Source organism: bacterium, assembly GCA_021372615.1.
Taxonomy (GTDB): domain Bacteria; phylum Armatimonadota; class Zipacnadia; order Zipacnadales; family UBA11051; genus JAJFUB01.
Map to the genome: position 1 here is coordinate 20,984 of JAJFUB010000020.1, position 7,890 is coordinate 28,873.

Consider the following 7,890-nt stretch of genomic DNA (forward strand, 5'->3'; position numbering starts at 1 on the left):
CTCTCTCCTTGGCGTCTAGCGGACACAGTATATGTAGCGGTCTCTGCCCAGCAACAATACCGATGCCTGCCCACGGCCCTCGAGGTCGGCAATGGCGGGCGGGCCAACCGGGCCGGGCAAGTCGAGCGGCCACAGAACCGCGCCGCTCGCGCCGCCTGCCACCGTGCCGAGGCACAGCAGCGTCGAGCCGATCGTGAAGAGCGCCTCGTCGCGGCCGTCGGAGTTAAGGTCGCCGCTGGCGGACCCGGCCGGTATGCCGGCCATCGGCGCGGGCAGGCGCCACTCCACCTTGCCGCTGGCTGTGTCGTAGCAGCGGACCCCGTCTGCGTAGCCGTACCCCATGGCCTCCAGCTTGCCGTCACCGTCGAAGTCTCCGATGGCCTGAAGAGACTGAGGGCCGGCCTCGCAGGCATCCCACCAGACGAGACTGCCATCGGCCCGCACCAGCCCGGTCATCGCCCTGTTCTCGGTGGCGAAGAACAGGGACGAGCGTCCCGTCCCCTCGAAGTCGCCGGCAAGAGGCAGGCCGTTGTACACCGGCTTGGCGGGCACCCCCTCCCACGTCGCATCCTGCGCGACGAGGTCCTGGCCGGTCGTGCCCTTGAGGATGTAGACGAGGCTCGGGTAGAAGGAGGCCACGTCGTCGAGGCCGTCGCCATCGAGATCGGCCAGGGCGAAGGGCGTGCCGCCCACGCCACGCTCACTGACCTGGCTGTCCCGGTGCCACAGCTCGTGCCCGTCCAGGCCTGACAGTCCATACGTCTCCTCGCTGCCATGGAAGGACCGGCGCACCGTGACCACAACGTCGAGCGTGCGGGGATCGCTCAGGTGGGCCACTTGCCACAGGATCATGCCGCCCGTGTCGCGGACGGGCGCGCTGCCTGGGATGCTGGGGAAGTCATGGTGCCAGACCTCCTGCAGGTCCAGCGAAGCCACCATGAGCCGGGCGCCGCCGCCGGGCGAGGCGGTCGCGTAGATGACTTGACGCTGGCCGTCGCCGCGCAGATCGGCCAGCACCGGCCCCCTGTCCTCGGCGAGCCAGCCGGTGCTCTGTCCGCGACCGTCGGTGCGCCAGCGCTCGACGGCGGGCTCCCCTCCCTCCGGCGGGTACACGGCCACCAGCTCCTCGTCCTGTCCCTGCACCACAATGGTGGGGCGGGCCTCACCCGCGGGCCGGGTCACGACGGGAGTGCCCTTGGCGCCCCATTCACACTGGGCGTTCACGGCTCTGCCCTGTCCGCTGCTGATCGCGATCGGCGCGGTCTGGTTGGGCCTAGTTGTGCCGACGGCCAGCAGCGCGCCGTCGGGGCTGAGCGCCAGCGCCTCCACGCGTGGGCCAGAGACGCGGGTTCCGAAGACGAAGCCGCCCTGACGCCACCGGCCCACCAGCAACTGCGCCTGCCCGGGGTCCCCCCCGGCGGCTTGCCGGACGGCTACCCACGCCCCGCCGGGCGCAGGACGGCAGAGGGCGTCACGATATGGCTCGATGGCCGCACTGTTGGCGTTGGGAGGCAGTGGCGGCTCCCACGTGACCCAGGCGGAGTCCGTCGCTTCCCACAGGGCGATGGGCTGGCCGCCGCGCAGGCTGCGCACCCGGATGGTGCCATAGGGCGGCGGACTGGCCCCGGTAGTGACAGAGGTCAGCAGCTCCGACACGCCGTCGCCATCCAGATCGAAGAGGCCGTCGAGGCACTCGCCCGGCAAGTCGGCCTTCGCGACGCCGGAGGTCGGTTCGTGGATCGTGACATGCCAGCGCTGATCTCCCGAGCCGTTGTACACGCTCAGGACAATCTCCGGCTTGCGGTCGCCGTCCACATCGGCCACCGGGTGGGGGTAGGCGCGAAGCACCTTCCGGGGATGGGAGATGTCCGGCTCGATGTTCCACTGCCACAGCAGCTTGAGCTGGCCGCTGCGGAAGCCCAACACATCCACGTGCTTGCAGAAGTCAGCCTGCACCAGGAGTTCCGGGCTGCCGTACCCATCCAGGTTCCAGACTCCGAGGTAGCCATAGCTGCGCTGCTTGGTGAACGTGCAGCGGTGCTTGATGGCGCCGGTGGCGGCATTGAGGATGACCAGGTCATACCACGGCAGGAAGGCGATTTCGAGCTTGCCGTCGCCGTCGAGGTCGCCGACGACCGGCGCGGCCTCGAAGAGCATGTTGATCGGCTCGGTCTCCCAGAGCTTGGCCCAGGCGCCGTCCTGCCAGCCGAAGCAGCGAGCCATGCAGGGCTGCCACTGGTTGCCGATGGTGGGCTTACTGAAGCCGCTCTCGAACTCGATCTTCTCCAGACCAGGGACGTCCGGATGGGTGTCGGCGTAGGTCACATGCATGGTGCGCCTGATCTGCTGACGCTTGCCGCCGATCTCGCCCTCGGGCCAGGCCAGGCCCCAGCGCGGGTCGCTGGTGTCGAGGATCGCCGTCGGGACCTTAGGGTCAGGTATCTGTAGCGTGCTGTCCCCCGTCCCCGGCTCGACCACGAAGTGCGTCTTGAGCGCCCCGGTGTACTGCTTCCAGATCACCTGTGGCGCCGTGATGGTGCCCTTCAGGCGCGAACGTGCCTGAAGGGTTGGGCCGCCCCGGTAGCACGGCCATTCGCCGGCGGTGGGGAAGGCCTCCTGACCGAAGGCGGCACCGACGACCAAGAGCAGCAGGGGAAGCGTGGCAATACGCGCTCGTCTGAGGAGCACGCTCATGGCATCGTCCCCTTTCTTACGGGAAGCTAGCGTCCCACGGGTCCGAGATCGAGCACGTGCACTTCCAGCGGCTTGAAGGCGAGCTTGAGCTGCCGGCCTGAGGCCGGCGTGGTGCGGTTTTCGAACATCACTGTGACTTGTGCCGGGAGCGTGTGCGTCGTCGCGAAGGTGATCTCACACGGCTCCTGCCCGGCGTTGACGGCGATGAGGTACTCATGGCCGCGATAGCGCTTCACCTTCGTGTGCAGCGGCGCCGCGGCCGGCGTGAAGCGCGCGGGGCCGAGGTCGTCGGGGGCCATCAGCACCGGTGACAGCTCCTTCACCTCGGCCGCGATCTGCTTCATCCACCCCCACATTTCCTGGTACTGCGGCAGCATCCGCAGGTTGTAGTAGCACCAGTAAACGAGGCCCTTGGCCCCGTGCGCCAGCGCCAGGTACGTCATGCAGCGGCCCTCCTCATACGTCGGGGCGCGGCCGGTGCGTAGCTCCTCCGCGGTGGGGATGCGCGCGCGGTTCGAGCCGGGCGGGTGGTGCTGGTACCAAGCGAAGGCCTGCGGCACCAGCCACGTCGGCATGTGATCCTGCGTGGCCTCGTTGGCCGTCTCCATCCAGTCGCTGACCCGCGTCACGGGCAGCGTGGGGATCGGGTACGGGTCCACGCCCATGACATCGGTCGTGCCCGTGAAGTACTTCACCTCCGCCATGTTGCACAGCACGATGTAGGCCGGATGATTCGGGTCGGCCTCGCGCACCTGCCGGTAGTAGCCGGTCAGCTCGGGGACCATCGCCTTGGGCAGCTCGTCGTTGAGGTACCACGCCAGCAGCGCCGGGTGGTCGCGGTAGGCCTCAATCACGGCGTCGGCGATGGCGGCATTGCCGCTGACGCCCTCCCACGTCTTGCCCTCGTAGTACTTGGCGGCGGGGTACAGGTCATTGAGGCAGTAGATCAGCTTCAGGCCGCGCTGCTGCATCTCATCGAGGTAGGCCAGCATGTCGGCGCGGGACTTGCGGTTCGTGCCGTAGTCCAGCAGGCAGTTGAAGGGGCTGTCGGCGATCTCGCGCATCTGCGCCGCCTGCCCGTTGCCGTACAGGCCCAGGGGGAAGAACGGCTTGCCGTCCACGACGGTGTTGTTGTGCTCGTCTATGTAGACCCGGAGGCTCCTGGCCTCATCCGCGCTCAGCTTGCGCAGCGTCTGGCGGAGCACGACCGGCTCGGGACCGCCAGTGACGGTGGCCGTCAGCGTCACGCGCCCGGCCGGGAGATCGTGTGTGCTCACCGTGAGCACGCTCTCCGCCTGGCGGAGGGTCGCGTCGGCCGACACCTGCTTGCCCCCGCCCCGACCCGTCAGCGCCAGCTTCAGCGCCGAGGGCTTCACGGCGTATTCCTCGGGCTGCAGCTTCACCGCCACCCGCACCCCGTCCATCTGCGGGAAGATGATCTGCCGGTAGTTAGGATAGGCCAGCGACACTGTCGCCAGTGGCGGCTTCTCCCCCGGCTCCACCCTCAGGTTCGCGATAGTCACGGTATACGCGGCGGCGGGGCGAGTGGTGAAGAACACGATCTCCTGCACGTGCGTCAGCCCGAAGTCGCGCGGCAGGTCGGAGAGAGCCACGGCGATGTGGTTGGTCTTGCCGGGCGCAATCGGGTAGTGCGTGGCCCAGCCGTTCCGGTTCGCCTCGGCCCGCAGCTCCAGCGCCACATCGGCCGCCTTCTCGCTGTCGGTGCGGACATCGAAGCTGATGAGGGCATGGTGCGACCAGTCGCTGAGGGAGTAGCCCTTGCCCTCCTCGTGCTTCAGATAGACCGCCGGCCACTCGTTCTGCCCCGGCACATACTTGGGGAAGGTGAACTGCATGGCGGGCTGGCCATCGAGGGTGGCGGCAGTGACCTTCAGCCCGGACCACAGCCCAAGGTTCGCCGGGTCCAGGAGCGACACCGCCGCCTGCGCACGCGGGAGCGCGACGGGTTGGGCTGAGGCGGCGCCGGCAACGGCGGCCAGCGCGAGCAAGACGATCGTGCGACGCATGGGGTGTTGGGTCCTTTCCAGTGTGCCCCGGGCAGCGGGGTGTCGCTACTCCGCCGACAGCCAGATATCGCCGTTGGAGTCCGTGCCGCCCGCAGAGGCGATGGTGGCGACCAGTTCGTACTTCGCCTGCGGGTCGCGCTGCGCCAGCGTGAGCGTGAAGACGTTGCCGCGACTGCCGCCGCCGGCCCAGCCGGCGTGCTGGTCCTGCGCCACGACCTGCCCGTTGGCCAGCAGCCGCACCTCGCGCATGTTCAGCCCGTGCGCACCCCGGGTGTACTCGAACTCAAGCCGGTACTTGCCGGCGGCCTTGACGAAGGGTGTGAGGTCGAAGCGGATCTCCTTCTCCTGCTCGGACATCTGGGACGGACCCCAACTGGCGACGCGCGTGAACTGCTTGAAGCCCAGGCCGAGGTCCTCGCCGGAGGGCAGCGTCTTGAGCGCGCCGGCCGCCACCTGCGCCTTCAGGTCATCGAGCTTCGCGGCCATGGCCCGGAGGCCCTCGGACTGCTTGCCGAGCGCGTCGAGGTCGCCCTTGTATGCTCCCATGTTGTCTATGGCGTACTGGAAGCCGGGCTTGAGCGCGTCCACACCGGCCTGCAGTGTCGTGAGGGCCGAGGCGGCCGACTGCAGCTTCTCGCCCGCCGTCCTGGCGTCACCGGCGGCGAGGGACTTGCCGGCCTCGCCATACTCCTGCGCCGCCCTGTCGAACAGCGTCAGCTTCGCCGCGACGAGGGCGTACATGTCGCACCCCAGCCGGGCGAACTCCAGCGTCTTCGGGTTGGTCTGGGCCAGCTTCGTCAGCGCCGTGAGCGCGTCGCCCCATTGCGTGCAGGCTGCGGACAGCGCCCTGGCCCGCTGCAGGTACGTCGGCTCGCGCTGCATGTAGCGGCGGCGGAAATCCTGCGGGGCGCACCACAGGAGCTTCTGCACCAGCGTCCCGTTGCGCCACATGGCTGCCTCGCCGGTGGTCGGGATGGGCGTGTAGAGGGCCCGGGCGATCAGGTCAGGTGCGGTGGCGTCGGCAGTGCCCAACCAGTCGGCGGCGAAGCGCCGGTCGTAGTCCACTTTGCTGGTCCGCCCCAGCGACCAGCCACACTCGGCGGCGTAGACCAGTCCGTACCAGCTGTTCTCGTACAGGCCGCCATACATGAGTTCCCAGGTAGTGCAGATCGCCCCACCGCAAGGCTTCTGTAGTGCGGGCATCCTGCCCGCGTCGTAGAACCCCTTGATCCCCCGGAAGGTCATCACGTAGTCGGGCCAGATGATCGAGTAGTCCACCACTGCCGGGCTGACGATGACGTCCTCGTAGCCAGCCTGCTGGTACTGCGCGATCTCGGGGTAGGCCGCCGGGCCATGGTAGATCCATTCGGTCGGGATGCAGTCCTTGGGCATGTCTTTGGCGTACTTGAGCGACAGGTACGAGATCTCGTCGCGCTCGGCCCGGTGGGAGGGCCAGAAGAGCATCTTGCGCCCGTACTTCTTGCAGATGTCGTTCAGCTTCTTCATGTGCTCGACATAGCACGGGCCCACACCCTTGGGCTTGCAGCGCGGGCAGAGGGCGAAGCCTCCCTCGAACTCATCGGCCCCGACGTGGAAGTACTTGCAGTGCGGGAAGGCCGCGGCCAGCTCGCCGAACACGTCATCGAGGAACTGCCAGGTCTTCGGCTCGCTGGTGCAATAGACCCACGTGGCGCCGTTCTCGCGCAGGTCCTTGAGTTCCTCGTGCTTCAGCGTCGCCGAGGCATGGCCGAGGGCCTCGTACTGTGGGATGAGCTGCAGGTGGTACTGGGTCGCATAGGCGTCGAGGGCCTGGGCTTTCGCCTGGTCGAAAGTGCCCTCGCGGCCGACAAAGGGGTACTTCTCGAAGATGAAGTCGCCCTCCATGTACAGCATGATGCAGTTCATCTTGTGCCGCGCGGACTCGCGCACCAGGCGCTTGCAGAAGTCGAGGTTGATGGTCTGCCCCCGGGCAATGTCATACTGCCACCCGCGCAGCGGGTACTCGGGCCAGTCCGCGATCTGTAGGGCGGGGACTGTCGTTCCCCCTCCCTTCAGGGAGGGGGCAGGGGGTAGGACGCCTTTGAGCAACTGCCGCAGCGTCTGCACCCCGTACAGCAGCCCCGCCTCGTCATCCCCCACGACCGCCACACCGGCCTTGCCGGCCTCCAGCGTGTAGCCCTGCGCATGGCCCGAAGGCTTCGCGGCGAAGCCGAGCTTGCGCAGGGCGGCTGCCGTGGCGCTATCGTCGGCGCGGCAGAGCCACACGCGCTCGCCCTGGCTCGCCTGCTTCAGCTCCGGCCGCCCCAGCTCCCTGACCCGGTCGTTCACTTCGGTGCGCAGGAAGCGTTCCTCCGGTGTCTTCGCCTCGGTAGCGAAGCCCGAGATCGTGACGTCGCCCTCGCGTAGTCCGCACTGCTGCGGCTGCGGGATGACGGCGACGCCGCGCGCGGCCATCTGCCGGGCCATCGCGATGCGCTGCTGCATCTCGGCCGTAAGCACCACCGCCTGCGCGGCGATGGGGCGGCCCGGCGCCTGCTTGTACAGCGTCCACCCGTCGCCGGTCACGACGCCGGTGACGTACAGGTCCACATAGCCCTGCTTGCCGTGCTCGGGCTTGAGGGCGGCGCTGAGGTCAACCGGGTCGCGGTTGGTGGCGTTCCAGGCGTCGCCGTTCTCGATGACCGGCCCCTGGTAGACGACCGGGCCGTCGGGCCTGTCGGTGCGGATGACAAGCTGGTACGAGGTCCCGCGCCCGGTGAAGGCGACGATGCTCGACAGGTTCACGCGATACGCCGCCACAGCCTCGGCGGGCACGGGGAAGCGCACTTGCACCAGCTTGCCGCTCTCCACCAGTCCCAGGTGCCCCTCACCCGAGGGCGTCGGCTCAAGCGCCGGCAGGGACCGGGCATAGGGTGCGTACTCGTCCCAGGGCGAGGCTAAGCAGGGGAGGACGAGGAGAAGAGCGAGGGCCAGTAGCAGCAAACGGGTCATGTGAGGCCTCCTGGTCAGAATAGGGGTCTGTCCCCGGAGTGGTCGCAGCAGACGACCCGCAGGGGGCTGACCCCGACAGTGCAACGCTGGGCTCAGCCCCCTGCAGACGGTCTGTCGCCGGTCTTCCGGGGACAGACCCCGTCCGTCGCGCAGAACTCCCGGTATGCCTCGAGCATAC

3 protein-coding genes are annotated in these 7,890 nt (G+C 68.4%); all 3 read right to left on the bottom strand.

Features of this window, described 5'->3' with window-relative positions; translation table 11 throughout:
* Positions 1–15 precede the first annotated feature (15 nt).
* From LLH23_03055 to LLH23_03065, 3 genes are read right to left on the bottom strand one after another with little or no spacing between them, the layout of a single operon-like run.
* Entirely contained in the window at positions 16–2,694 is a 2,679-nt protein-coding gene (locus tag LLH23_03055; GenBank protein ID MCE5237451.1) for a hypothetical protein, read from the bottom strand.
* 26 nt (positions 2,695–2,720) lie between these two features.
* The gene (locus LLH23_03060; protein MCE5237452.1) at positions 2,721–4,721 is read right to left on the bottom strand and encodes a hypothetical protein; all 2,001 of its coding nucleotides are present in this window, start codon (positions 4,719–4,721) and stop codon (positions 2,721–2,723) included.
* 45 nt (positions 4,722–4,766) lie between these two features.
* A complete protein-coding gene (locus LLH23_03065) occupies positions 4,767–7,712 on the bottom strand; it encodes a beta-N-acetylhexosaminidase (protein MCE5237453.1) in 2,946 nt (981 codons plus the stop codon).
* Positions 7,713–7,890 lie beyond the last annotated feature (178 nt).